19 protein-coding genes are annotated in these 24,681 nt (G+C 33.0%); 8 read left to right on the forward strand and 11 right to left on the reverse strand.

The features are described from left to right. Nucleotides 1-2: 2 nt before the first annotated feature. The 9 genes from EG242_RS09320 to EG242_RS09360 all read right to left on the reverse strand — a co-directional run bounded on the left by EG242_RS09320 (nucleotide 3) and on the right by EG242_RS09360 (nucleotide 14,013). Nucleotides 3-1,442 carry a CCA tRNA nucleotidyltransferase gene (locus tag EG242_RS09320; protein WP_124899625.1) on the reverse strand — a complete coding sequence of 480 codons (1,440 nt, stop codon included), beginning with the start codon at nucleotides 1,440-1,442 and terminating at the stop codon, nucleotides 3-5. Continuing rightward, complete coding sequence (locus tag EG242_RS09325; RefSeq protein WP_124899626.1) at nucleotides 1,442-2,011, reverse strand: L-threonylcarbamoyladenylate synthase; 570 nt, start codon at nucleotides 2,009-2,011, stop codon at nucleotides 1,442-1,444. Before EG242_RS09325 ends, EG242_RS09320 begins: the two co-directional genes overlap by 1 nt. 23 nt (nucleotides 2,012-2,034) lie before the next feature. After that, nucleotides 2,035-3,111, reverse strand: a complete 1,077-nt coding sequence (locus tag EG242_RS09330; RefSeq protein ID WP_124899627.1) for an agmatinase family protein — start codon at nucleotides 3,109-3,111, stop codon at nucleotides 2,035-2,037. 65 nt (nucleotides 3,112-3,176) lie between these two features. After that, entirely contained in the window at nucleotides 3,177-4,454 is a 1,278-nt protein-coding gene (kynU, locus tag EG242_RS09335; protein ID WP_124899628.1) for a kynureninase, read from the reverse strand. An 84-nt stretch (nucleotides 4,455-4,538) separates the two neighbouring features. Beyond that, the gene (locus EG242_RS09340) at nucleotides 4,539-4,877 is read right to left on the reverse strand and encodes a hypothetical protein (RefSeq protein WP_124899629.1); all 339 of its coding nucleotides are present in this window, start codon (nucleotides 4,875-4,877) and stop codon (nucleotides 4,539-4,541) included. A gap of 96 nt (nucleotides 4,878-4,973) precedes the next feature. After that, the gene (locus EG242_RS09345) at nucleotides 4,974-7,235 is read right to left on the reverse strand and encodes an aconitate hydratase (RefSeq protein ID WP_124899630.1); all 2,262 of its coding nucleotides are present in this window, start codon (nucleotides 7,233-7,235) and stop codon (nucleotides 4,974-4,976) included. A gap of 310 nt (nucleotides 7,236-7,545) precedes the next feature. Then, nucleotides 7,546-10,308, reverse strand: coding sequence for a bifunctional aconitate hydratase 2/2-methylisocitrate dehydratase (locus EG242_RS09350; protein ID WP_124899631.1), 2,763 nt, complete (start codon nucleotides 10,306-10,308; stop codon nucleotides 7,546-7,548). Between the two features lie 324 nt (nucleotides 10,309-10,632). Further along, a complete protein-coding gene (locus EG242_RS09355) occupies nucleotides 10,633-11,994 on the reverse strand; it encodes a peptidylprolyl isomerase (protein WP_124899632.1) in 1,362 nt (453 codons plus the stop codon). A gap of 72 nt (nucleotides 11,995-12,066) precedes the next feature. After that, a complete protein-coding gene (locus EG242_RS09360) occupies nucleotides 12,067-14,013 on the reverse strand; it encodes a peptidylprolyl isomerase (RefSeq protein ID WP_124899633.1) in 1,947 nt (648 codons plus the stop codon). Between the two features lie 130 nt (nucleotides 14,014-14,143). Here EG242_RS09360 and EG242_RS09365 point away from each other — a divergent pair, with 130 nt between their 5' ends. Both EG242_RS09365 and EG242_RS09370 read left to right on the forward strand, forming a co-directional pair. Further along, a complete protein-coding gene (locus tag EG242_RS09365; protein ID WP_124899634.1) occupies nucleotides 14,144-15,736 on the forward strand; it encodes a peptide chain release factor 3 in 1,593 nt (530 codons plus the stop codon). 62 nt (nucleotides 15,737-15,798) lie between these two features. Next, nucleotides 15,799-16,782 carry a hypothetical protein gene (locus tag EG242_RS09370; RefSeq protein WP_124899635.1) on the forward strand — a complete coding sequence of 328 codons (984 nt, stop codon included), beginning with the start codon at nucleotides 15,799-15,801 and terminating at the stop codon, nucleotides 16,780-16,782. 99 nt (nucleotides 16,783-16,881) lie between these two features. Here EG242_RS09370 and EG242_RS09375 read toward each other — a convergent pair whose 3' ends face one another. After that, nucleotides 16,882-17,940, reverse strand: coding sequence for a nucleoid-associated protein (locus tag EG242_RS09375; RefSeq protein ID WP_124899636.1), 1,059 nt, complete (start codon nucleotides 17,938-17,940; stop codon nucleotides 16,882-16,884). A gap of 101 nt (nucleotides 17,941-18,041) precedes the next feature. Continuing rightward, on the reverse strand, nucleotides 18,042-18,590 hold the full coding sequence (locus EG242_RS09380; protein WP_124899637.1) for an IS1096 element passenger TnpR family protein: 549 nt from the start codon (nucleotides 18,588-18,590) through the stop codon (nucleotides 18,042-18,044). A 181-nt stretch (nucleotides 18,591-18,771) separates the two neighbouring features. On the opposite strand from EG242_RS09380, the gene EG242_RS09385 reads away from it, so the two are divergent. The 6 genes from EG242_RS09385 to EG242_RS09410 all read left to right on the forward strand — a co-directional run bounded on the left by EG242_RS09385 (nucleotide 18,772) and on the right by EG242_RS09410 (nucleotide 24,671). Then, nucleotides 18,772-20,088, forward strand: a complete 1,317-nt coding sequence (locus tag EG242_RS09385; protein ID WP_124899638.1) for a histidine kinase — start codon at nucleotides 18,772-18,774, stop codon at nucleotides 20,086-20,088. After that, complete coding sequence (locus EG242_RS09390; protein ID WP_203227697.1) at nucleotides 20,075-20,377, forward strand: 2TM domain-containing protein; 303 nt, start codon at nucleotides 20,075-20,077, stop codon at nucleotides 20,375-20,377. Before EG242_RS09385 ends, EG242_RS09390 begins: the two co-directional genes overlap by 14 nt. Next, nucleotides 20,374-21,111: a LytR/AlgR family response regulator transcription factor gene (locus tag EG242_RS09395; RefSeq protein ID WP_124899640.1), complete on the forward strand. Its 738-nt coding sequence runs from the start codon at nucleotides 20,374-20,376 to the stop codon at nucleotides 21,109-21,111. Before EG242_RS09390 ends, EG242_RS09395 begins: the two co-directional genes overlap by 4 nt. A gap of 31 nt (nucleotides 21,112-21,142) precedes the next feature. After that, nucleotides 21,143-21,637, forward strand: coding sequence for a thioredoxin family protein (locus EG242_RS09400; protein WP_124899641.1), 495 nt, complete (start codon nucleotides 21,143-21,145; stop codon nucleotides 21,635-21,637). Nucleotides 21,638-21,964: 327 nt separating this feature from the next. Further along, complete coding sequence (lysA, locus tag EG242_RS09405; RefSeq protein WP_124899642.1) at nucleotides 21,965-23,173, forward strand: diaminopimelate decarboxylase; 1,209 nt, start codon at nucleotides 21,965-21,967, stop codon at nucleotides 23,171-23,173. Nucleotides 23,174-23,252: 79 nt separating this feature from the next. Further along, nucleotides 23,253-24,671 carry an alkaline phosphatase gene (locus tag EG242_RS09410; RefSeq protein ID WP_124899643.1) on the forward strand — a complete coding sequence of 473 codons (1,419 nt, stop codon included), beginning with the start codon at nucleotides 23,253-23,255 and terminating at the stop codon, nucleotides 24,669-24,671. The last annotated feature ends 10 nt before the right edge of the window (nucleotides 24,672-24,681 follow it).

Consider the following 24,681-nt stretch of genomic DNA (forward strand, 5'->3'; position numbering starts at 1 on the left):
GATTATAATTTTGGATTTACCGGTTTTAAACCTAATTTTTCGGCTTTTATTAACATAAATTGATATGCTTCTGTGTAATCATTTGCAATATCGCCTTCTAAAATAGCTTCTTTAATGGCATCTTTAATTTGTCCGATTTCTCTTGAAGGGGATAAATTAAAAATCTCCATAATTTCTTCGCCTGTAATTGGTGGTTGAAAGTTGCGTACATGATCGCGTTCTTCTACTTCGATAATTTTTTGACGTACAATTTTAAAATTGTTATGATACTTTTTAAATTTCTTTTGATTTTTTGTAGTGATATCGGCTTCGCACAAAGTCAATAGATTTTCTACATCTTCACCGGCATCAAAAACAAGTCTTCTAACAGCAGAATCGGTTACTAAATCTTCTGAAATAACAATTGGTCGCGAACTCATGGCAACCATTTTTTGTACAAAACGCATTTTTTGGTTTAATGGCATGTGTAAACGTTCAAAAATTCGTTTTACCATCTTACTACCTAAAAACTCGTGCCCGTGAAATGTCCAACCGTTTTTCTTGTTGAATTTTTTTGTAGGTGCTTTGCCAATGTCGTGTAATAAAGCAGACCAACGCAGCCAAAGATCATCGGTATTCACACAAATATTATCAACAACTTCCAATGTGTGGTAAAAATTGTTTTTGTGTGTATGTCCTTCCACTTCTTCTACATTATTCAACGCAGTTAATTCAGGAAGAATTAAATCTAACAGACCGGTTTTATATAAAAGCAAAAAGCCAACAGATGGTTTCTCTGTCAATAAAATTTTATTAAGTTCTTCTACAATTCGTTCGCCCGAAATAATTTTTATGCGATCGGCATTTTTTGTAATGGCATTTAGCGAATTTTCTTCAATAATAAAATTCAACTGAGTTGCAAAACGAATGGCGCGCATCATTCGCAAAGGATCGTCAGAATAGGTAACATCAGGATCCAAAGGCGTTTTAATGATTTTATCGGTTAAAGCAGCCATTCCGTTAAAAGGATCAACCAGATCACCAAAATTTTCTTTGTTCAACGAAAAAGCCATAGCGTTAATGGTAAAATCGCGTCGGTTTTGATCGTCTTGCAACGTTCCGTTTTCAACCAAAGGATTTCTACTTTCATTTCGATACGATTCTTTTCGCGCACCAACAAACTCAATATCAATATCGTTAAAACGCAGCATTGCAGTGCCGTAATTTTTAAAAACCTGAACTTTAGGGTGGTGCGGAATTAGTTCAGAAACCTTCAACGCCAGATCAATACCGCTGCCAACTGCAACAATATCAATATCTTTTTTAGTGTTTCGTTCTAAAATAAAATCACGTACAAAACCGCCAATTACGTAAGCTTCAACCTGTAATTCTTTTGCAGCTTGTGTTATAATTTTGAAAATGGGATCTTGTAGCGCTTCGTTATAATTGGATGATTGAATCATTATTTTCTTAAAATTTTTACTTGTGCATCGTTTGTAAGTTTAATTACAGTTGATGATTTTTTACAGATTTTTGCTTGATCTATGTTTACAACATAATCCACGCCGTTTATGATTTCTTTTGATATTTCAGAAAACTGCATTGGTGTAGGTTCGCCACTGATGTTTGCCGATGTGGATACCAACGGACGTTTCATTCGTTCTACCAATTTATACACAAAAGGAACGTTTACAATACGTATTCCCAATGAATTGTCTTCGGCAATCAGGTTTTTTGCCACATTTGTAGGATTGTCTAAAACCAAAGTTGTTGGTTTTTCGGCGCAATCTAAAATATCAAAAGCAACGGGCGGAATATTCTTAAAAACATTGTAAAGCAAGCGGTCGTTATTCACTAACACAATCATGCTTTTACTTTCGGCACGTTTTTTTAAATCATATATTTTTTTAACGGCTTCCTCATTTGTAGCATCACAACCTATTCCCCAAACGGTATCAGTAGGATACAGAATAATGCCGCCGTTTTTAATAACTTCAAAAGCTTCGTGAACTTCTTTATTAATGTCTTCCATAAAAAGGAATTAGTTTAGTTTGATTAAAACTCAATTTTCTCGCCCACATTTAAGCCTGAATTTTTAGCGAAAACACCACATAAATGGAACAGTAAGCGAGCACCAACATTTCCGTCCCAATCATCAGATCCCGGAGCTACTTCTACCAAATCAATTCCGATAATTTTTTTGTTAGAATCTGCCAATCTGCTCAATAAATAAGTAGCTTGTTCGTATGATAATCCGCCTGGAACGGGAGTTCCCGTGTTTGGACAATACCAACGATACAATGCATCAATATCGAAACTAACAGCTACATTTTCAGGTAATTGATTTAGAATTTCATCGCACTGATCTTTCCACGTTTTTCCACTGAATTGGTTCGCTTTTAAATCGGTGTCTGTATAAACTTTTACTTTGTTTGATGCTTTGATCACATTTACTTCGCCTTCACTGAAATCGCGTATACCAACCTGAACAATTTTTTCGATTTGTGGTAATTTAATGGCATTGTACATGATGGATGCATGCGAATAGGTAAAACCTTCGTAAGCTTCGCGCAAATCCATGTGTGCATCAAAATGTAAAATTCCGAAATTATCGTTTTTAGATGCCAAAGCTTCATAATATCCCATTGGTGTTGAATGATCTCCACCTAATAAAATCACTTTTTTGCCTTGATTCATCCAATAAAGCGCACGTTCTTTCACTTCTTGATTGAATTGTGCCGATGCTTTATTAATTTTATCTAAATCTGATTGAAGCTGAGGAAATGTTTCAATATTCTCTCCGTTTTCTAACGCTTCAATAACAGGTTGCGCTAAACTTTTATATTTTTCGCTGTTAGTGATCCATTGTTCTGGCGCTTCGTCCATGTAAATTCCCAATTTCCATAAATCTGGAAATTCCTGGTGTAATAAATCTACCTGAAAAGAGGCGTCAAAAATAGCTTCCGGACCTTCGCTGGCACCACTTCCGTAGCTTACAGTAACTTCCCAAGGTGCAGGTAAAATAATGATTTCACTTTCTTCTGCGTTAAACGGTAATCCATAAATGGTGGCATCTGCCAAACCTGGTTGCGATGGATCGAAATTCTCTATTTTTTGTTGTTTTGATAACATACTAAATTCCACTAGTTTTTAAAATGCAAATATAAAAAAAGCCAGCGTAAAGCCGGCTAAATATCTTAAGTTGTTTGGATACCTGTCTTTAAAATCTGACCAAAATCGTACATTTCTTCAAAAGTGGTGTATAATGGTACCGGAGCCAAACGAATAACCGCTGGTTCGCGCCAATCTGTAACAACGCCTTGCTTCATTAAATAGTGAAACAATTCTTTACCTTCACCGTGTAAAATAACCGATAATTGCGATCCACGTTCTGCTTGATTTTTAGGCGTAATAATTTCTAAATTAGTTCTTGTTTCTTTAGCAGTTTCTTCAACAATAAATTCTAAATATGCTGTAATTAAATTTCGCTTTTCAACTAAAGCTTCCATTCCAATTTCATCGAACATTTCAACCGATGCCAAATACGGGGCCATTGCTAATACACCTGTACATGAACTTTGCCAGCCTAAAGCACCTTCATTTGGTGTATATTCTGGTTCCATTAAAAAACGACGTTCTTTATTGTGTCCGTACCATCCGCCAAAACGATTTAAATTTTTATTGGTATGATGCTTTTCATGAACGAAATAACCAGATACACTTCCCGGACCGGCATTCATATATTTATAACTACACCAACACGCAAAATCAACTTGCCAATCATGTAGTTTTAGTTCGATATTTCCTGCGGCATGCGCCAAATCCCAACCAACTTTTGCACCAACTACATGTCCGGCTTTTGTGATATTTTCCATATCTAAAACCTGACCGGTGTAATAGTTAATTCCACCAATTAAAACCAACGCCAATTGATCGCCAACTTGGTTAATTTTAGCAATAATGTCTTCATTGCGTAAATTGTGTTCGCCTTCTCTGCGCTTAACTTCAACAATAACATCTTTTGGATCTAAACCATGAAATTTAACCTGTGTTTGAAACATATATTGATCGCTTGGAAACGCTTTTTCTTCGCAGATAATTTTAAATCGGGTAGAAGTAGGGTTGTAAAACGAAACCATCATCATGTGCAGATTAACGGTTAACGTATTCATTACCGAAACTTCGCTTGGTTTTGCACCAACAATTTTTGACAAAGGATTTGAAAAACGCTCGTGATAATCCCACCAAGGTTTTTCTGCATAAAAATGACCTTCAACTGCCATATTTGCCCAATCGTTCATAACATCTTCTACATATTTTTTTGCGCGTTTTGGCATTAATCCTAAAGAATTTCCTGTAAAATAAATTGTTTTTTTACCGTTTACTTTAGGAAATTCAAATTCTGATTGATATTTTTTTAATTGATCTTGCGCATCTAATGACTGTGCAAATTCTCTTGTATTTTGAAAATTCATTTAGTTTTATTTTTGAAGGCTAAATTTAATTATAAAATAGGTATTGAACAAAGAGTTTTAGATAGAAAAAACAGATTATGGAAATTATTCCTCATCGTGGTCTTCTGGTTTAGGTCCATCTTTATCGATATCTTCATTTAAAAAAGGAACATAAATTCGTTCGCTTTTAATGACAATAATCATGGAAAGAACGGCATGCAGAAAAATGCAGGTGAGTAGAAAAATTATTCGTCCTTTACCAAAAATATCGTTGTTAAAAATAACTTCATAATGATAAGCTACAAAGCAATATCCCACAAAAACCAAAGTGTTTAAGGTGATTACACGAAAAAACTTTTTTCGGTTAGACAATACAATGATGGTCACCAAAAAACAAAGCATGGAGATTGCAATAACGACTAATATTCCTTGTAAAAATGTCATATAAAATTTTCTATGGTAAATATCGTAATTTTAAAAGATACAAAACAAAAAAATCCGATCATGGGACCGGATTTTTAACTTATAATTACCAACTAATTATTTTCCTGCAGCGATTAAGTTTAAGGCAGAACCTGCTTTAAACCATTCTATCTGACTATCATTATAGGTGTGGTTTGCCATGATAATGTCTTTAGATCCATCTTTATGAACAAATTCTAATGTTAACTGTTTTCCTGGAGCAAATTCAGTTAAATCTAAAAAGTTGATGGTATCATCTTCTTGAATTTTATCGTAGTCAGCTTCGTTGGCAAACGTTAAACCTAACATTCCTTGTTTTTTAAGGTTTGTTTCGTGAATACGTGCAAACGATTTTACAAGCACCGCAACAACACCTAAATGGCGTGGTTCCATTGCAGCGTGCTCACGCGAAGATCCTTCGCCGTAATTTTGATCGCCAACTACAATAGATGGGATACCTGCAGCTTTGTATTCGCGTTGTACAGCCGGCACTTCAGCATACGTTCCTGTTAATTGGTTTTTAACGCTGTTTGTTTTATTGTTAAAAGCATTTTCGGCACCAATAAGCATATTGTTCGAAATATTATCTAAATGTCCGCGGAAACGTAACCATGGTCCAGCCATAGAAATATGATCGGTTGTACATTTACCAAATGCTTTGATTAACAATTTTGCACCTGTAATATTTTGACCATCCCAAGGTTGGAAAGGTTCTAACAACTGTAAACGAGAAGAATCTGGTGATACAATTACCTGAACGCTTGATCCGTTTGCAGCCGGAGCTTGAAATCCAGGATCTTCCACTTCGAAACCTTTCGTTGGCAATTCGTCTCCAAACGGAGGTTTGAACATGACTTCTTCGCCATTATCATTTAATAATTTATCAGTAATTGGGTTGAAATCCAATCGACCAGAAATCGCCAAAGCAGCTACCATTTCAGGTGATGTTACAAAAGCATGTGTGTTAGGATTTCCATCGGCGCGTTTAGAGAAGTTACGGTTAAAAGAATGAACAATGGTGTTTTTCTCGCCCTTATCAGCACCTTCACGATCCCATTGACCAATACAAGGACCACAAGCGTTGGTAAATACTTTAGTTCCCATTTTCTCAAAAGCAGCAATAATTCCGTCACGTTCAATGGTGTAACGAATTTGTTCTGATCCTGGGTTGATACCGAATTCAGCTTTAGGTGTGATCCCTAATTCAACTGCTTGATTTACGATAGAAACCGCTCTTGACATATCTTCGTAAGACGAGTTGGTACAAGATCCGATCAATCCCCATTCTACTTTAATTGGCCAATCGTTTTTAGCAGCTTCTTCCTTCATTTTAGAAACCGGTGTACCTCTGTCTGGAGTGAATGGTCCGTTGATATGTGGTTCTAATTCGGTTAAATTAATTTCGATTAATTCATCGAAATATTGCTCTGGATTTGCATACACTTCAGCATCTGCCGTCAAATAATTAGCTATTTTATCAGCAGCATCAACCACATCTTGGCGACCTGTTGCAGCTAAATATCTACGCATTGAATCATCGTAACCAAAAGTTGATGTTGTTGCACCAATTTCGGCTCCCATGTTACAAATGGTTCCTTTACCAGTTGCCGACAGAGATTTAGCACCTTCGCCAAAATATTCGACAATGGCGCCTGTACCACCTTTTACGGTTAAGATATCAGCTACTTTTAAGATAACATCTTTTGGAGCAGTCCAGCCGTTTAAGTTTCCTGTTAATTTAACTCCGATTAATTTTGGAAATTTTAATTCCCAAGACATTCCTGACATTACATCAACAGCATCGGCACCACCAACACCAATTGCCAACATACCCAAGCCACCAGCGTTTACTGTGTGCGAATCGGTACCAATAATTAATCCGCCTGGGAAAGCATAGTTTTCTAATACAATTTGGTGAATAATTCCCGAGCCTGGTTTCCAAAATCCGATACCGTATTTGTTAGAAACGGAAGAAAGAAAATCGAAAACTTCTTTAGATTGTGTATTTGCAACTGCCAAATCTTTTTCGGCACCTACTTTTGCAAGAATCAAGTGATCGCAATGTACGGTGGTTGGTACAGCTACGCTTTCTTTACCAGCGTGCATGAACTGCAACAATGCCATTTGTGCGGTTGCGTCTTGACAAGCCACACGGTCTGGTGCAAAATCTACATAATCTTTAGAACGGGTAAATTTAGTAGAAGGCATTCCTTCCCATAAATGTGCATATAAGATTTTTTCTGAAAGTGTTAACGGACGCCCAACCAATTCACGTGCTTTGTCAACGCGTGAAGGCATGGTTTCGTACACTTTTTTAATCATTTCAATATCAAAAGCCATAGTATTCAAATTGAATTTTTCAATTACTAATTATTAACTACAATTTACGGCTTTTTTTTTTAAAATAATGGTAATAATCTTAGTTGAAGTAATTTAAAATGATTCTAATCAGTTCATTGGAATGGTTTACATAGAAACAATTGCGGCAGGGATAGCAGCGGTTAGCCCGGAGTGTAGCTTTGAAAAAGCTATGCGAGGACTATGAGCGGATAGCCCGGTGCTTTGCAGCCGCCCAAAAAATAAACAACAAAAAAAACGAGTCAACCAAATGAATGATTAACTCGTTTTGTATGTAAGATTTCGAGAATGTTTAGTTCATCGAAATTGGTTTGAATTTTGTTAAGTTGATACCTTCAACCGCTGCTTTATATTCTTCGATAGATGGCATTCTACCTAAGATTGCAGATAAAACAACTACTGGAGTTGAGGCTAATAAAGATTCACCTTTTTTACCATCGCGATCCTCTACCACACGACCTTGGAAAAGTCGCGTTGAAGTAGCCAAAACGGTATCACCTTTTTCGGCTTTTTCTTGGTTACCCATACATAGGTTACAACCAGGGCGCTCAAGATACATCACGTTTTCGTACTCGGTACGAGCGTTTTGTTTTGGTAAAGCATCAGAAAACTCGAAGCCTGAATATTTTTGTAAATATTCCCAATCACCTTCAGCTTTTAACTCGTCGATGATGTTATAGGTAGGAGCAGCCACAACTAATGGCGCGTTGAATTTTACTTCTCCGTTTTGTTTTTCGATGTTTTTCAACATTTGAGAAACGATTTTCAAGTCGTCTTTGTGCACCATACACGATCCTACGAATCCTAAATCTACTTTTTTATCGCTACCGTAGTAAGATAATTCGCGAATGGTATCGTGCGTATAACGTTTTGAAACATCTTCATTGTTAACGTCTGGATCGGCAATCATTGGCTCTTCGATAATATCTAAATCAATCACCACTTCGGCAAAATATTTTGCATTGGCATCTGGCGTTAAAGCTGGTTTTTTTCCTGAACGAATTTCTTCGATACGTTTGTTTGCTTTATCGATTAAACCTTGTAATACTTGGTTTTCGTTGTCCATACCTTTCTCGATCATGATTTGGATACGAGATTTCGCAATTTCTAACGATTCGATTAAGGTATCGTCTTGTGAAATACAGATAGACGCTTTTGCTTTCATTTCAGCTGTCCAATCTGTAAAAGTAAACGCTTGATCAGCTAACAAAGTTCCGATGTGCACTTCAATGATTCGACCTTGGAAAACATTCTCTCCGTCGAATTGTTTCAACATTTGAGATTGCGTTGCATGAACCACGTCACGGAAATCCATGTGCGGTTTCATTTCACCTTTGAAGGTAACTTTTACAGATTCTGGAATTGGCATAGAAGCCTCACCCGTTGCCAAAGCTAAAGCTACCGTACCAGAATCGGCACCGAAAGCAACACCTTTTGACATACGTGTGTGCGAGTCACCACCAATGATAATTGCCCATTCGTCAATTGTAATATCGTTTAATACTTTATGGATAACATCGGTCATTGAATGATAAACACCTTTTGGATCACGTGCCGTGATTACACCAAAATCGTTCATGAATTTCATTAATTTAGGGATGTTGGCTTGCGCTTTTTTATCCCAAACAGAAGCTGTGTGACAACCTGATTGATAAGCACCATCAACTGTAGGCGCAATCACTGTAGCAGCCATAGACTCCAATTCTTGAGCAGTCATTAAACCAGTTGTATCTTGTGAACCTACAATGTTTACTTTTACACGAACATCAGATCCTGCATGTAATGTTTTACCTGGTGTAACACCTACTGCATTTTTATTGAATATTTTTTCAACAGCCGTTAAACCTTGACCTTCAACAGAAATTTCTTTAGATGGAGCAAATACCAATGGCGCCTCGATACCTAAAGTTTCTGCGGCAAATGTTTGGATTTTTTTTCCAAATACAATGGCATAAGAACCACCAGCTTTGATAAACTCTAATTTTTGAGGTGTGAAAGATTTAGAAATATCTTTTAATTCAACCTCACCGTTATATAATTTTTTTGATTTTGTATTGATCGTTAAAACGCTGCCTGTAGCTACAGAATAAACTTCTTCTAAAACAGGATCACCAGCTTCGTTACGAACTACATCTCCGTTAGCATCTACTTGTTTTTTCCAGTTTTGTAAATCGATACCAATACCACCCGTTACATCAACAGTTGTTAAGAAAATTGGTGAAATTCCGTTCGTTCCTGCTACGATTGGCGCAATGTTTACGAATGGAATGTATGGAGAAGCTTGTTTACCTGTCCATAAAGCCACGTTGTTTACACCTGACATACGAGAAGATCCAACTCCCATTGTACCTTTTTCAGCAATTAGCATTACAGAAGCATCTGGATGTTGTGCTTGTAAAGCTACGATTTCTGCTTGTTGTGCAGGAGACATCATACATTGTCCATGTAATTCACGGTCTGAACGAGAGTGTGCTTGATTACCTGGCGACAATAAATCGGTAGAGATATCACCTTCTGCCGCAATGTAAGTTACTACCTTGATTTCTTCTGCAACTTCTGGAAGCTTTGTGAAAAATTCTGCTTTAGCATAACTTTCTAAAATATTTTTCGCAATTTGGTTTCCTGCATTGAAAGCATCAGCTAAACGAGCTGTATCTGCATCGTAAAGGAAAACTTGCGTTTTAAGTACTTCGGCCGCTTGTTTTGCGATTTCAACATCGTTTCCTAAAGCTAAATCTAAAAGTACTTTGATCGATGGTCCACCTTTCATGTGCGATAATAATTCAAACGCGAACGTTGGATTGATTTCAGCAACATTTTCCTGACCTAAGATGATTTCTTTCAAAAATTGTGCTTTAACACCTGCCGCAGAAGTTGTTCCTGGCAAAGTATTGTAGATAAAAAACTTAACCGAATCTTCGCGGTTTTCGTTTGATGTATCTTTAATTTGCGCAATAATTTCGTTCAATAAATCAGCATCATCAATTGGTTTTGGGTGTAAGCCTAATGCTTTTCTTTCTTCGATTTCGTTGATGTAATCTTGATATAAATTCATAGTTTTATTTTGTAATTTTTAAAAGGCAGTTTCGCTTACCGCATTAAACTGGCTTGTGTTTTTATTTTAATTAAGTTGTGATTTTTTTTAATTTGATGCAAAATTACAAAAAGGATTTTATATTTTAAAATTTTTCAATAAAATCATCAAATCAAACAATTATTATTTATAATTATTCTTTTTTAAGATTAAATAATTATTGTTTTAAGAAAGTTTATTGCGAATAGTTTAAATAATAATATTTTTATTACAATTTAGATATATTTATTTCCATAAAATTGATAATTAAATAAAAAGCTCTTCGAACAGAAGAGCTTTAATGTATTATTTTTTTAACCAATTACTTTTAAAAGTACAATTTTGGTAATCGTCATCGATATATATATAGGTATCATCAACTGTTTTAGAAATCCATTTACCTATTGTTTCATTTTGTTTTGCTTGTAAGGCTACACTTCTAATTTTCATATAATCGTTAGAAAAATCTGCTGCATGTTCAGGAATCTTATTTATTACTTGAACAATTTGATAGTGTGATTTGTTTGATGGATCTGTAATTAATGTTGTTGGAGATATTTCGTTAACTTTTAAATTAGAAACCATTGAATATAATGTACGATCTTCCATTTGGTTTAATTCAAAACGAGTATCACCTCTTTTGTCTGTTAAAACACCACCGCTTTGCTTTGTTTCTTTTTGATCTGAATATTGGCGGGCAGCATCGGCAAACGTTATTTCTTTATTTAAAATACGAATACGTAAATCGTCTAAATCTTTCTTTGCCTTCTCTAAAGCTTCTTGTGATGGTTTAGGCGACATAACAATATGGCGGACTTCTAAATTTTTACCAACAATTTTTTCTAACAATATAATGTGGTAACCAAATTCGGTTTCAAAAGGTTTAGAAACTTCGCCTTCTTTCAATGAAAAGGCAACATCTTTAAACTCTTTTACATATTGCGATTTTTTATCTAACGAAAAGAAACCACCTGTTTGTAAAGAAGCTCTGTCTTCTGAATGTAAATATACTTTACTTGCAAACGAAGATCCATCTAAAACATCTTGACGAATTTCGTTTAATTTGTCAATAACCGCTTGGCGTTCTTCTTTTGTAATTACTGGTTTTATAACAATTTCAGCCAATTCTAATTCTTCACCAACAATTGGAAGTGAATCTTTTGGAATGTTGTTGTAAAACTGACGAATTTCTTCTGGTGTAATGGTTACATCTTTAATTAATTTTTCTTGCATACGAGCAGCCAGCTGATTTTCTTTCATAATTTCAAAAAAAACGCTTCTTAATTCTTCGTAAGATTTCTTATTGTAATATTTCACAACATTATCAATAGAACCTACTTGTTCTACCATACGATCAATCTGCTCGTCCATTTTAAAATTTATATCCTCATCAGTTACAACAATACTATCTTGTATTGCCTGATGTGAGAATAATCTGTTTTCTAAAAGAGTACCCAAAATTTCACAACGACCAAATTTAGATGTATCGTAACCAGTTGCTTTTGCTTGAATGAATCCGTTATAGATATCAGAATCTAAAACCACATAATTACCAACAATACCAACAATACCATCGATACGTTTTTTTGTTGATTCTTGTGCTTGTACGCTCACAAAACCAATAACAGTTAAAACTGTTAGTAAGGTATTTTTAAGAAATAATTTCATATTTGTTTATTAAATTTTTACAAATCGCAACAAAGATACATAGCTACGACAAACTTTTATATTTTTTTAATTTTAATTAAGAGTTTTTTTATTGTATTTGGTTTTTAGTTGATCTAAAACCGGTTGATTTACTTTAATTTGGGCTTTGTTTATAAGATCTTGATTGTACTTATCTTCGTATTGTTTTTGATAATCAGACAAAACTTGATTTTTAACTTCTTCATAATTTGACTGGTGTTCGTCTTTCTTATCACGAATGTAAAAAACATAATAGTTATTATTGTGCTTTACTACGTTTTTACCAAGCGAATTAAAATCTAAATTTTCGGGTAAACGTTTGTCATTCATATAAAATCGACCTTGGTATTTGTAAACCATTGGAAAATCGGCTTCTTTAACTTTGTAATTCTTTTTTAGCAGTTTATGATATGTTTTAGCGTCTGATTTACTGTTGAAAACATACACTTCGCCAATAAAATTAGCTGGTTGTAAATATGTAGTTTTATTGTTTTGGTAATAGTTTTGTAAGGCAACAGTATCTTTGGCGCTTTCATTCCAAATGTTTTGCTCTAACAACTCAAATAAAACTAAACCTTCTTTAAACTCATTTAAATTATGAGCAAACTCAGGAAAATTACTTTCTAAATTGTTATTGTACGTTTCTTTTAATTTTCGTAAAGAATAAAAATCAAAGGCTTTTTTAATTAAAAGTTCATCGGTTTTTACCGCAGCATATTGTTTCGGGAACGAATAAATATGATCTAAAATATTTTTTGTCGTTATTTTTTGGTCAGAATACGTAGCAAGAATCATTTCTGTAGCCTCATTACTTTCAACAGTTGGCTGATTCATCAGTTCTTGGCGTTGAAAAAGAGGAACTGTAGCATTGATGTTTTTTTCGTTAACGGTGAAATGATACATTTCTCTTAAATGGGTAATTAAATCTTTTTCTAAGATTTTAGAACGGCTATCACTTTTAATTTTTCGTAGATAATTAGCTTTTAATTCCTCCTTAGTTGGTTTGTCTTTAATATTTGTTACGGCAACAATATGCCAACCATACTGACTTAAGAAGGGTTTTGAGTAAGCGTCATTAAAGTTAAGATCGTACAAAACATCAGAAATTCCATCGATATTTAACGAACCTTCGTTGTAAATACCTATATCACCGCCTTTATCACACGTATGAATATCTTCAGAAAAATGAAAAGCAACATCGTAAAAAGTATCGCCAACTGTTAAACGCTTGTAAATGTCGTCGATTTTCTTTTTAGCTTCCGCATTATTTTTATCTTTGGTTTCAACTAAAATATGGGCAATGTTTTTAATTTTTGGTGTTTCACGTTTGTTGTAAACCTTAATTAAATGATATCCGAAATTAGATCGAACCGGCAAAGAAATTTCGCCAATTTTTGTATTGTATGCACCACTTTCAAAAGGATAAACCATTTTAAAAACACTAAAATATCCTAAGTTTCCATTGTTTGTTTTGGCACTTAAATCATCAGAATATTTAACGGCTGCATTTTCAAACGATAGTCCTTTTAAAATTTCATTTCTAACATCTATCGCTTTATTGTATGCTTTTAATGTATCGGCTGGCTGCGCAAATTCATCAACATTAATTAAAATATGCGATGCTTTTACTTCAAAATCGGCACGGTTTAAAGCTTCGTTTACTAAGCGATCTAATTCTTTTTCGTTTATAAAATATTTTTCAGCTAATTCTGTTCTATAAACTTTGAGTTCTTGTTCAATTTTGGCCAATTTATCAATTTCTAACGCATAAGCATTTTGCAGTCTTAACTTGTAAGTTTTATATAAGTTAAAATAGGTGTCAATGTCTTTCTGAGATTCATCGGCAATAATATCAATGTTTTTGTTGTATAAACGCTCAAAATCACCAACATTATAGACACTGTCGTTAATGGTAACTAAAAAATCGGTAGGTTTTTGTGCAAAAGCTGTGATTGATAAATTAAGCAGTAAAAAATTTAAAGTTACTTTTATAAGTTTCATTACAATTTTGGTTGATTTCACAAAGTTAAACTTTTTTGTGAGAGAACATAATTAGATTAAAAAATGCGCCAATCTATTTGTTTTAAAATACACATTAATATACTATTTTTGCAAACCTAAGTACACAGTAATGAGTTTTAAAGACGAAATATTAAAAAGAAGAACCTTTGCGGTTATTGCGCATCCCGATGCCGGTAAAACAACCTTAACAGAAAAACTGCTTTTGTTTGGTGGTGCAATTCAGGAAGCTGGTGCCGTAAAAAGCAATAAAATTAAAAAAGGAGCCACATCCGATTTTATGGAAATTGAACGCCAAAGGGGAATTTCGGTGGCAACTTCGGTTCTTGCTTTTAATTATAAAGAGAAAAAAGTTAATATTTTAGATACACCCGGGCACAAAGATTTTGCCGAAGATACCTTTAGAACACTTACAGCGGTTGATTCTGTTATTGTGGTAATCGACGTTGCAAAAGGGGTAGAGGAGCAGACCGAAAAATTGGTTGAAGTTTGTAGAATGCGTAACATACCTATGATTGTGTTTATTAACAAATTAGACCGTGAAGGTAAAGATGCTTTTGATTTGTTAGATGAAGTGGAGCAAAAGTTAGGATTAAAAGTTACGCCTTTGTCGTTTCCTATTGGTATGGGATACGATTTTCAAGGTATTTACAATATTTGGGAGAAGAACATAAACTTGTTTTCTGAAGACAGCCGTAAAAATATCGACGATGTAATTACGATTGATAATTTGGAAGACGAAGCGTTGGATAAATTAGTAGGAGGGAAAGCTGCTACTAGGTTGCGTGAAGAACTGGAATTGGTTGCAGAAGTGTATCCGGAGTTTAATCGTGAAGATTATATTAATGGCGATTTACAGCCGGTTTTCTTTGGATCTGCCTTAAATAATTTTGGTGTACGTGAAATGCTTGATTGTTTTATAGAGATAGCTCCGTCGCCACGTGCGAAAGATTCTGACACTAGAACAGTTCAGCCCGATGAAAATAAATTTGCAGGTTTCGTGTTTAAAATCCACGCAAATATGGATCCAAAACACCGAGACCGTTTAGCGTTTATTAAAATAGTTTCGGGAACTTTTGAACGTAACAAACCATATATGCATGTACGTTTAGGCAAGAATTTGAAATTTTCTAGTCCGAATGCGTTTTTTGCCGAAAAGAAAGAAATTGTTGATATTTCCTATGCTGGTGATATTGTTGGTTTGCACGATACTGGAAATTTTAAAATTGGCGATACTTTAACAGAAGGCGAGTTGATGAATTTCCGAGGGATACCATCGTTCTCTCCAGAGCATTTCCGTTACATTAACAATGCCGATCCAATGAAATCGAAGCAATTAGAAAAAGGAATTGATCAGTTAATGGATGAAGGTGTAGCGCAGTTGTTTACCTTAGAATTAAACGGACGAAAAGTTATTGGAACCGTTGGTGCCTTACAGTACGAAGTTATTCAGTACCGCTTAGAACACGAATATGGTGCAAAATGTACTTATGAACCTTTTGCAGCTTTTAAAGCGTGTTGGGTACGACCAGAAGATCCTAAAAATGAAGAATTTGCAGAATTTAAACGTGTAAAACAACGTTTTTTGGCAAAAGATAAATCGGGACAATTGGTTTTCTTGGCAGATTCTGATTTTTCTATACAAATGACGCAAAGTAAATATCCATCTGTAAAATTAGATTACGTTTCCGAACGAATTTTATAAATTTATTTATCATAATGTAAAAATCTTCCTTTTGGAGGATTTTTACTTATTAAAACAACCTTATGAAAAACACCATACTATTACTAATTATTTTTATACCTACATTAATTTTTGCTCAGGGCGATAATATAAAAGGTAAATGGATATTAGATTATGTGACTTATGAAGATGGTAATCCGTTAGAAATTGAAAATCCTTTATTTTCAATATTTAAAAGTATAGAAATTTTAGATGATCATATTATCATTGATGGAATCAGAAAAAATAAAGCAACAATTTATGTTGGCAGAATAAGTACACGCTATCTTAAATATAAATATTATATTGATAATAAATACCTAGTTTTAAAAGAAGATAAGGACGATAAACTTTATTATTACTTAAGAGTTATTGATTTTAAGTTTAAATATCCAGAATCAAAACCAAGTAGAATTGAATATGAGGGTAAAACTGTTTTAAAATACGACAGATTATTAAATGTTGATATTTTAAATAATTTTAATTACGATACCTTAATAGCATTTCAAAAAAACATAAAAAGTTATAAAAAACATTCATTTACCAACAAATTGTTTAAGGCTACATATATTTTAACAGCTGATAATAAAATAGAGCATGTAAAAATTGAAAAGTCTGTTTCACCTAAATTTGATGAAGATTTTATTAAAGAAGCGCACAATCTTAGTATGTTATATAATAACAAAACAGAAAATGATATTTTAATGGAATACACTGATTTTATGGGCACATATTGGCCTGAACGTAACGATGTTCAAAAAGAATTTTTTGCAAACAAAGTAATTGCAGATTATTACTTTACCAATAAGCAATTTAATTTATCTAAAGAAATTTATACTATCTTATATAATAGTAAAGATGTTTTAACTGTGATTGACAACGCAATAGTTAACGATATTTATAAAAAATTATATGTATCATTATTACATACTAATAATTTAGTTGATGCTTGTATAATGTTGAATGATATCAAAGAATCAGATTATTTTAATGTTAGAAATTATCTTAAAGAATATTGCCCCCAATAAAAAAGCTTCCAAAATAGGAAGCTTTCGTCATTTATAATGTATCTCTGTAGATTCTTCATTTCACTGTGTTACATTCAGAATGACACAAAAAATATATAATTACGATTTTTGTTCTTTATTAAAATAAACAAGGTAGTAATACATTTGTTTTTCTTCGTCCCAACCTTTTTCTATGAATTTTTCAGCAGATTCAGGATTAATGAAATCTAACTTAATTTGTACGTTGGTATCTAAATTAATTACGTTTTTAATTTTTTTACGAACATCAGAAACCGCGTTATTTGCAATTGGGAAGTTTGATACATCTTCAATGCTGTATTTTTCAGCACGATCTGTTTTGTAATTCTTAAACTCGGCTTGTAAATCAGGATTGTCAATTACATCATTAATAAAATTCTGCTCTTCGAACTCGTCATTCTTTGCAAAATAATTTACAGATCGGTTCATAAACATCACCTCTTCTTTTTTATCTTCGGCAGGTAAAACCACATCTTTAGCAAAATCCTGAACAAACTTTAAGTATTTTTTGGTCATGAAGTTTTCATCTTGAAAAGCATCAACCGATAAAAAATGTTCTAACCAATAACGCGCATCGTAACGGTTACTGTCAATAGTCAAAATTTTGTAGCCTTCTTCTTTCTTGTAATTGAAAATGATACAGCCTTTATCTAATTTGCTCAAATTAATTCCTTGCTGAAGCACCATTTCCAGGTTGCTGTTGTTTTCTTCGAATTGTAAAAAGTCTGATTTTAACTCACTTTTAAAAATACCAATCGCATCAACCGGATTGTTATCAATAGTAATATGCGTTAAATAAGTCACGTAAACTTCACCGTTTTTAATATGCGGATGGTTTGACTGCTCATATAAATGCTTAGTGATTTTCTTTGAAACTTCGTGAGCGTTGCTTGGATTTGCAAAAATTTCGTTGGCAAAATTAAACATGTCGTTATAATCTAAGTCAACATCGTGTGCAAACTGGTAATAGTTTTCTTCTTTTTCGCGAAAAGGCTTAAAAAAATATTCTTTTAAAAGTGGCGTAATTTCGTCGTTTACATTAAAAGTATTTTCAGACAGAAAAATAGCTTCGGCACGGCTTTTATTTCCAACTCGGTGAATTGACAAAGATTCTATCTGGGTATTAAATAAATTAATCATAGCGTTTGTACTGTTTATAGGTAAAAAAAGAAAACCGTTTGGCTTTCTTTTAATTAATTTTTATGTTATTATTTGTCATTCCCACGAAAGAGAAATCTTTGTTAATAATTGTTATCGTCGTTATCAAATTCACTAAAACCTTCATCACCGTCAAACATATCAAAATCTTCATCATCGTAATCATCATCAAAATCTCCGTAGATATCGTCTTTAGAAATCGGATCGTCGAAGTTTTTAACAGGCGCATCTTCAGGTAAAATTCCGTGTGCAAAAAGTAGCGCAGGCAATTCTTTTTCTTCCGAATCGTCTTCACTTTCAATTGCAGCCAATTCTACAAAGAATGTCCAGTTTACAAACGGATCGTATACATAAAGAATTTTTGTTTGATCTTCATACAATAAATCACTCAGTTTAAAATCGCTCATTATTTTGTGTTCGCCCGGAACATCGCCCATATCAAACAACATAATTTCATCTTGTTGTTCCCAATTGTCATCACACAAAAAGAACGATCCGCCTTCCATACCATCAAACCCGAAAGCGTTGATAATAGTATTGTGTAAATCTTCTAAAGTATCTGTATCTTTAATGGCAATGTCTCTTAAAACATCATCTTCAGCATCTAAAATAACGCGAAATTTGTAAACCATAGCTCTTAATATTTGATAGCAAATTTACTATTTAATATTGATTTTTTTCCGCTTTTAAAATTTCTTTTTTTTGTTTATGAAGGTAAAAATTACAGTTGAGAAGGTAAAATCGACAATTCGGCTACTTTTAGTTTTTGCGTCAATGATCTTGCCCTACATTTGACTTATAAATAATTACGATATGAAAAATTTTATAAAACACATAAAACAGTTTTCAATAATATTGGTAATATGCTATGCTATTGTGGTCGCTATAAATTATCAATATGGCGCAAGATACAACGGCTTTGGATTTGTAAAGCAATTTATAAACGTGTTTACCTACACTTTTGGAATTTACCTTGCAAATACTTTGGTATTATCGGACTATTATTTAAAACGTAAAAAGAATTTTGAAAACATTTTAGTCGGCGGAATTTTAGTAAACATCTTAACTGCTTTGGTAGTTTTATTGTTAGAATTTTCAGGATATTTAGTTTTTATAAACAGTTCTGTTGCTGAAGCTTTTACGTTTGTAAAAAATAACTCTATGGTTATGTTATGGTTTTCTATGACTATTTCAACTATTGTTTACATTGTTTTATTAATTCGCCGAAAAGATAAAATTGAAGTTACACAGCAAAAAGATATTGCTATAAAAGCAACAGCGTCGTTTGAAACATTGAAAAATCAGTTAGATCCGCATTTTTTGTTTAATTCTTTGAATGTTTTAAGTTCTTTAATCGAAGAAAATCCAAAAAAAGCACAAGAATTTACCATAGCACTTTCAAAGATTTATCGTTATGTTTTAGATAAGAAAGATAAAAACCTGATTTCGGTTGAAGAAGAATTAAATTTCGCAAAATTGTATGTTTCACTTTTAAAGATGCGTTTTGAAGATGCCATCATCATCAATTTTCAAACAGATTCTGATGTGAACGAATTTAGAATTGTTCCATTAAGTTTACAGCTTTTGTTAGAAAACGCTATTAAACACAACATTATATCAGATCAAAAACCGTTACAGATCGATATTTTTAAAGAAGGTAATTGCCTGGTTGTTCAAAATTCTTTTCAAAAAAAGGAAACTTTTGAAAAATCTGCAGGTATTGGTTTACAAAATATTATACAACGTTACCATTTGTTTTCAAATACAGAGATCAATATTCAACAAATTGATAAACATTATATTGTAAAGCTCCCATTAATTTCAGGCGAATCATTGTACAATTTTCAAGAAGATTTAATAACCGAAGAAGTATTTAACAACGCTTACGACAGAATGTATCAGTTAAAGGAATTTTATATAACAGTGGTCGCAGCAATTATTTTTATACCGTTAGCAATAATTGTAAATATGTTTTATATGCCCACTTTTAAATGGTCATTAGCATTAACTTTATTTATGTTATTCGCATTGGTTATAAATGGAATAAAAACGATTAACTTTTTAAAAAAATGGGAAGATAAAATGATTAATAAACAAATTAATAAAAATAAAGAAAATGGAAAATTATAGTCAGTTAGAACTTTTAAAAGCAAGAAAACGTGTCAAAAAAGTGAAAGAATTTTACGTACATTTAATCGTTTATATTTGTGTAAATTCCTTTTTTATAATCATAACTTTAATAAATAATGATGGAAATTATTGGTTTTTATTGCCATTGATAGGTTGGGGAATAGGATTGTTTTCGCACGCTGCAAGTACTTTTAATTTTATACCTTTTTTAAATAAAGATTGGGAAAATCGAAAAATTAAGCAGTATATGGACGAAGAACGAAATGCTTTTAAAAACAAAGAACAATGAAAATTGTAATTATTGAAGACGAAAAACCCGCTGCACGTTTATTAAAACGCAAAGTAGAAAATTTAAATTGTGAGGTGGTTATGATTTTAGAATCTGTAACAGAAAGTATTGAATGGTTTTTATCTAACGAACATCCCGATTTGGTTTTGGTTGATATTCAATTGTCCGACGGTTTATCGTTTGAAATTTTTGAACAAGTCGCAATTAAAAGTGCTGTCATTTTCACAACTGCTTATGACGAATATGCCCTAAAAGCATTTAAGTTGAACAGTATAGATTATTTGTTGAAACCAATTGATGAAAACGAACTGAAAGCAGCTATTAAAAAGTTTTTAGCATTGCAGAATAAAACAGTTTTTAATCAGCAAAGTTTAAACAATGTCTACAGCAGTAATTTTAAAAAACGATTTGTAATTAAAACTGGTAATATCATAAAAATTATCGATGTTAACGATATTGAATGTTTTTACAGCGCATTTAAAAGCAGTTTTTTAACAACGATTGAAAATAGAACGTTTAGCTTAGACGATAGCCTTGAAACAATTGAAAATGAAGTAAATTCAAAAGATTTTTTTAGAGTAAACCGACAGTTTTTAATCAATTTAAAAGCGATTAAAGAAATAAGTATTTATAGCAATTCGCGTTTAAAAATCAGCCTGAATAATTATAAAGAAGAAGAAATTATTGTAAGCAGAGAAAAAGTTCAGGCTTTTAAAGAATGGATAAGCCGATAAATTCAGTAGTTTAGATTAAAATTTAAAATCAATGAAAAATTATTTAGTTGCGATATGTTTAGTTGGATTTTTATTAAATTCAGTTGAAACAACAGCTCAAACGCCTCAAACGGTTTCTGAAAAAAAATTATTAGAAAAGCCTTATAATCCCAGCGATAATGCCCAACAAAAGATAGATGCATTACTAAAACAGGTTAAAAAAGAAAAAAAGAATGTTATTCTACAAGCTGGTGGAAACTGGTGCAGTTGGTGTTTGCTGTTTAACGATTTTATTAAAACAAATACTAAAGTAAAAAAAGAACTTCAAAGCAATTTTTTATACTATCACTTAAATTATTCAAAAGAAAATAAAAACGAATCCGTTTTTAAAAAATACGCTCCAAATGGCGATAAATTAGGCTATCCGTTTTTTATTGTTTTGAATAGTAGCGGTAAAGTTTTAAAAGTTCAGGAAAGTGGAAGTTTAGAAGAAGGTAAAGGATATAACGAAACAAAAGTTTTAAGCTTTTTAAAATCGGTAAAATAAATTTATAATTTTCATTTTAAATTATTCTTACATTAATGTTTTAAATGATTATTGGAAAGATTACACCAAGCTTTAATTTTATCATCAATGTCATGCTGAACTTGTTTCAGCATCTCACAAGATTAAATAATGATTAGATTACTTCGTCAGTTCGCAAGCTCGTGTCCGTGTCAAGCACGGAATGACACGCTGTATATTGACAAAACGTGCTTTCAATATTTTGGTACAAGGTTCCAAATAGTCATTATCTCTTAAATAAATTTTTTAAAAAACGTCCTTTTTAGTTAATAATTATAAATTTGCATCTTCAACAACAATTTTAAAAAAATGGATACAAATTTATTAGTAGACATTGCGCAGCAATATGGCTGTCCGGTGTATGTTTATGACGGTAACACAATTGAAAATCAATTTCAACGTTTACAAGATGCTTTTAAACAAGTAAAAAAATTAAAAATCAATTATGCGGCTAAAGCATTAACCAACATTTCCGTTTTAAAGTTGTTGAAGAAGAAGGGCAGTGGGTTAGACACCGTATCTATACAGGAAGTTTTATTAGGATTAGAAGCAGGTTTTTCTCCAGATGACATCATGTTTACTCCGAACGGTGTATCTTTAGAAGAGATCGAAGAAGCGGTACAATTAGGTGTTCACATTAATATTGATAACCTTTCTATTTTAGAGCAATTTGGAGCTAAACACCCGAATATCCCTGTTTGTGTGCGCATTAATCCGCATGTAATGGCAGGTGGAAACAGCAATATTTCAGTGGGACATATCGATAGTAAATTCGGAATTTCGGTTCATCAAACGCCTCATATTTTAAGAATTATCGAAAATACCAAAATGAAAGTAAACGGAATCCACATGCACACGGGTTCTGATATTTTAGATATCGAAGTTTTTTTATATGCTTCTGAAATTTTGTTCGAAACAGCTAAACAATTTAAAAACCTTGATTTTATTGACTTTGGTAGTGGATTCAAAGTTCCATATAAAGAGGGTGATTTAGAAACCGATATTGAAGAACTTGGAGAAAAATTAACGGTTCGTTTCAATGAATTCTGTAAAGAATACGGCAAAAATTTAACTTTGGTTTTTGAACCAGGAAAGTTTTTGGTTTCTCAAGCAGGTTATTTTTTGGCTAAAGTAAATGTGGTAAAACAAACTACATCTACTGTATTTGCTGGTGTAGATTCTGGTTTTAATCATTTAATCCGTCCAATGTTTTACAATTCGTACCATCATATCACTAATATTTCAAATGAAATCGGTAAACAGCGTTTTTATTCGGTGGTAGGATACATTTGTGAAACCGATACCTTTGCAAGTAACCGCAAAATTGCCGAAATTAGTGAAGGCGACATTTTGTGTTTTCACAATGCAGGTGCTTACTGTTTTTCAATGACATCAAATTATAATTCTCGCTTTAAACCTGCCGAAGTTTTGGTTTATAACGAAAAAGTTCATTTAATTAGAAAACACGAAACGATGGATGATTTATTAAAAAATCAAGTGTTGGTTGATTTAGATTAATTATTCCGTAACAAATATTTAATATCAATAGGATAGGCAAGCGTTTAGTTTGCCTATTTTTGTATAAAATAATTCAGAAATGAAAAGAAGAAGTTTTTTTAAGTTAGGAGGCTTAGCTGCTTTGGGTTCAACATTAGTTAATCCAATCGATACTTTTGCAGGAAACACCGATATATCATTAAATTCAACCAATAAAAAAGCCAAGAATATTATTTTTATGGTGAGCGACGGAATGAGTTCTGGAACGCTGAATCTTGCAAATATGTATTCTAACCGCATACTTGGAAAAACCAGTAATTGGATTCAACTTTATATAGATAACAAAGTTTCTCGCGGAATAATGGATATGGCATCGGCTTCATCAATCGTTACCGATTCTGCTGCGGCAAGTTCATCTTGGGGCGGTGGCGCACGTGTGAATAACGGTTCGTTGAACATTAGTCCGTCTGGTGAAGGAAATCTTCCTATTTGGCAAAAATTCAAATTAAAAGGTAAAAAAGCAGGTTGTGTTACTACGGTTCCTATCACACATGCAACGCCAGCTGGTTTTACAGTTGCAATTAAAAGTCGAAACGATCAATCGGCAATTGCAGAAGAGTATCTTCGTATTGGTTACGATGTTTTATTAGGCGGTGGTCAGCGTTATTTTGATCCGTCACACAGAAAAGATAAAAAGGATATGTATGCTGCCTTTCAAAAACAAAATTATGTGGTTGCAAAAAACAAGTCCGATTTAAGAAATACAGATCAATCTAAAAAATTATTAGGTGTATTTGATTTTGATGCACTTCCTTATCAAATTGATCGAAAACAATCTGTGGAACTGACGAATTCTATTCCGACTTTGGCTGAAATGACAGAGGTTGCGATCAATCAAATGAAAGATCATAAAGATGGATTTGTGTTACAGGTTGAATCAGGAAAAGTTGATTGGGCGGCACATGCAAACGATGTTTCGGCTTTAATTCACGAACAATTGCAGTTTGATGAAGCCATTGCTGTAGCTATGAAATTTGCCGAACAAGATAAAAATACATTGGTTGTAATTACCACCGATCACGGAAATGCAAATCCCGGAATGATTTACGGAAAATATGCAAACGAACATTTCGACAGTCTGGAGAAATACAATTTTACAAACGAACATATTTTAAACAATATTAAGAATAATCAGTCCGAAAGTCAGATTAAAGAGTTTATTAAAAGTTCGATAAATGTTGAGTTAAACGATGACGAAGCTAAAACAATAGCATCATACTACAACGGATTAAAAAAAGGCGATGACGGTTTGTACAATTACAAGCATTTGCCTTTTAGTACGTTTGCCGAAATTCAGAAAAAATATAATTCAGTAGGATGGATCTCAATGGATCACTCTGCAGATTATGTAGAAGTTGCCATGTTTGGTCCAGGAAATCATTTGCATAAACCGTTTATGAAAAATACCGATATGCACTATTTATTGTTGGAAGCCGCCGAAGTAGAAAACAAATTTTAGTGTATTTTTG

Source organism: Paenimyroides viscosum, assembly GCF_003858535.1.
Taxonomy (GTDB): domain Bacteria; phylum Bacteroidota; class Bacteroidia; order Flavobacteriales; family Flavobacteriaceae; genus Flavobacterium; species Flavobacterium viscosum.

What these genes read in the sequence shown, in the direction of transcription:
- EG242_RS09320 (WP_124899625.1), bottom strand. Translation starts at nt 1,442, where the DNA reads ATGATTCAATCATCCAATTATAACGAAGCGCTACAAGATCCCATTTTC.
- EG242_RS09325 (WP_124899626.1), bottom strand. Translation starts at nt 2,011, where the DNA reads ATGGAAGACATTAATAAAGAAGTTCACGAAGCTTTTGAAGTTATTAAA.
- EG242_RS09330 (WP_124899627.1), bottom strand. Translation starts at nt 3,111, where the DNA reads ATGTTATCAAAACAACAAAAAATAGAGAATTTCGATCCATCGCAACCA.
- kynU (WP_124899628.1), bottom strand. Translation starts at nt 4,454, where the DNA reads ATGAATTTTCAAAATACAAGAGAATTTGCACAGTCATTAGATGCGCAA.
- EG242_RS09340 (WP_124899629.1), bottom strand. Translation starts at nt 4,877, where the DNA reads ATGACATTTTTACAAGGAATATTAGTCGTTATTGCAATCTCCATGCTT.
- EG242_RS09345 (WP_124899630.1), bottom strand. Translation starts at nt 7,235, where the DNA reads ATGGCTTTTGATATTGAAATGATTAAAAAAGTGTACGAAACCATGCCT.
- EG242_RS09350 (WP_124899631.1), bottom strand. Translation starts at nt 10,308, where the DNA reads ATGAATTTATATCAAGATTACATCAACGAAATCGAAGAAAGAAAAGCA.
- EG242_RS09355 (WP_124899632.1), bottom strand. Translation starts at nt 11,994, where the DNA reads ATGAAATTATTTCTTAAAAATACCTTACTAACAGTTTTAACTGTTATT.
- EG242_RS09360 (WP_124899633.1), bottom strand. Translation starts at nt 14,013, where the DNA reads ATGAAACTTATAAAAGTAACTTTAAATTTTTTACTGCTTAATTTATCA.
- EG242_RS09365 (WP_124899634.1), top strand. Translation starts at nt 14,144, where the DNA reads ATGAGTTTTAAAGACGAAATATTAAAAAGAAGAACCTTTGCGGTTATT.
- EG242_RS09370 (WP_124899635.1), top strand. Translation starts at nt 15,799, where the DNA reads ATGAAAAACACCATACTATTACTAATTATTTTTATACCTACATTAATT.
- EG242_RS09375 (WP_124899636.1), bottom strand. Translation starts at nt 17,940, where the DNA reads ATGATTAATTTATTTAATACCCAGATAGAATCTTTGTCAATTCACCGA.
- EG242_RS09380 (WP_124899637.1), bottom strand. Translation starts at nt 18,590, where the DNA reads ATGGTTTACAAATTTCGCGTTATTTTAGATGCTGAAGATGATGTTTTA.
- EG242_RS09385 (WP_124899638.1), top strand. Translation starts at nt 18,772, where the DNA reads ATGAAAAATTTTATAAAACACATAAAACAGTTTTCAATAATATTGGTA.
- EG242_RS09390 (WP_203227697.1), top strand. Translation starts at nt 20,075, where the DNA reads ATGGAAAATTATAGTCAGTTAGAACTTTTAAAAGCAAGAAAACGTGTC.
- EG242_RS09395 (WP_124899640.1), top strand. Translation starts at nt 20,374, where the DNA reads ATGAAAATTGTAATTATTGAAGACGAAAAACCCGCTGCACGTTTATTA.
- EG242_RS09400 (WP_124899641.1), top strand. Translation starts at nt 21,143, where the DNA reads ATGAAAAATTATTTAGTTGCGATATGTTTAGTTGGATTTTTATTAAAT.
- lysA (WP_124899642.1), top strand. Translation starts at nt 21,965, where the DNA reads ATGGATACAAATTTATTAGTAGACATTGCGCAGCAATATGGCTGTCCG.
- EG242_RS09410 (WP_124899643.1), top strand. Translation starts at nt 23,253, where the DNA reads ATGAAAAGAAGAAGTTTTTTTAAGTTAGGAGGCTTAGCTGCTTTGGGT.